This window comes from Pseudodesulfovibrio alkaliphilus (genome assembly GCF_009729555.1).
Classification (GTDB): Bacteria; Desulfobacterota; Desulfovibrionia; order Desulfovibrionales; family Desulfovibrionaceae; genus Pseudodesulfovibrio; species Pseudodesulfovibrio alkaliphilus.
In genome coordinates, this window is sequence record NZ_WODC01000025.1 from 1 (window position 1) to 1,154 (window position 1,154).

Consider the following 1,154-nt stretch of genomic DNA (forward strand, 5'->3'; position numbering starts at 1 on the left):
GGGCCATTCGTCCCCTGCCGTGTGCTGTGCGGCCTTCTGGAAGGCTTCCACGGATTCGTGCTGGTTGGGCGGCTGAAAACCCGTGTGCTCGACGTACATGCGATGAAACCGTTCATGGCGGTTGCTGTGCAGGGTCCATCCGCTTTCCTTCTTGGTGAACCCGCACAGTCTGGCCGCATAGGACAGCTTTTCCTGCCACTTGTCGCCCATCCCGCTCGGCATGAGATTATGAATCCCCGGCCTGTCGGATTGGCTGACCCAAGGCAGCGCACGCTCCAGAGCATCCTGCTGCTTGTCGGACAGATTGAACAGCGTCCTGGGCCGTCCCCCCTTGGTCCCGTACCGGACGAGAAGGCTGCGGCCTTCCCTGTCCCAGTCCGCGACCAGATCGACTTTGGCCGATTCTTCCCGGCGTAGTCCCAATTCCCATTGCAGGCGGATCTGGGCGGCACACCGGGGACCATATTCATAGCCAAGCTCGTTTTCCAGCTTGTCGATTGCCCCCTGCACGAAGGCGGGGGCAACCGCTTTGCTACTGGCGTTGGCAATGCTGCCCCGCCGGACGTCGAACACATCATTGGTCGGGCTGATGCCGGTATTCCCGTATGCCTTGCAAAGGTCACGGGCTGCCGAAAAAATTTCGGCGATGCGCCCGTCACCCCTGCCTTCTTCCTGCATTTGCCGGGCAACCGCCGCAAAATGCTTGTTCGTGATGTTGGTCCATTTGCGAACCCCGAACCCTGCACGGCGAAGCCGCTTTGCAAAGGCCTTGGCGTTCTGGCGGATCCTGTATTGTTTCGATTTGGGGCCGGACAGGGTTGCCCTGTTCGCGCCCAGTACCAGACTGATGGATTTTGTCATGGATTTCTCCTTCAAGAATAGTTCGGGGCAGCGCCCCGGGACAAAGCAGGTCGGACCTTCCCCGTTTGCCGGGGAATGACCTGCCCATGGCGCGAATGCGCCACACAACAACCGACACGGGACAAATCAATGTCCGTTTCCCACAGAAGGAAAAATCCTGAGAATCCATTCAATAAAGGGTGCCACCACGCAGGCTCGTTCGTCCTGCGCATAAGCGGTGGCCGTGGGGGAATTGCGACAACGACAGATTTCTAGATACCTGTCGTTTGTCCGGCGGGGGTGCTGTGTTCCAG

Annotated in this window: 1 protein-coding gene; it reads right to left on the reverse strand. The window is 59.3% G+C overall.

From position 1 onward, the window contains the following. Positions 1 to 861 (reverse strand): integrase domain-containing protein (locus tag GKC30_RS14820; protein ID WP_155935749.1); only part of this gene is annotated, 861 nt, incomplete at its 3' end. Positions 862 to 1,154 lie beyond the last annotated feature (293 nt).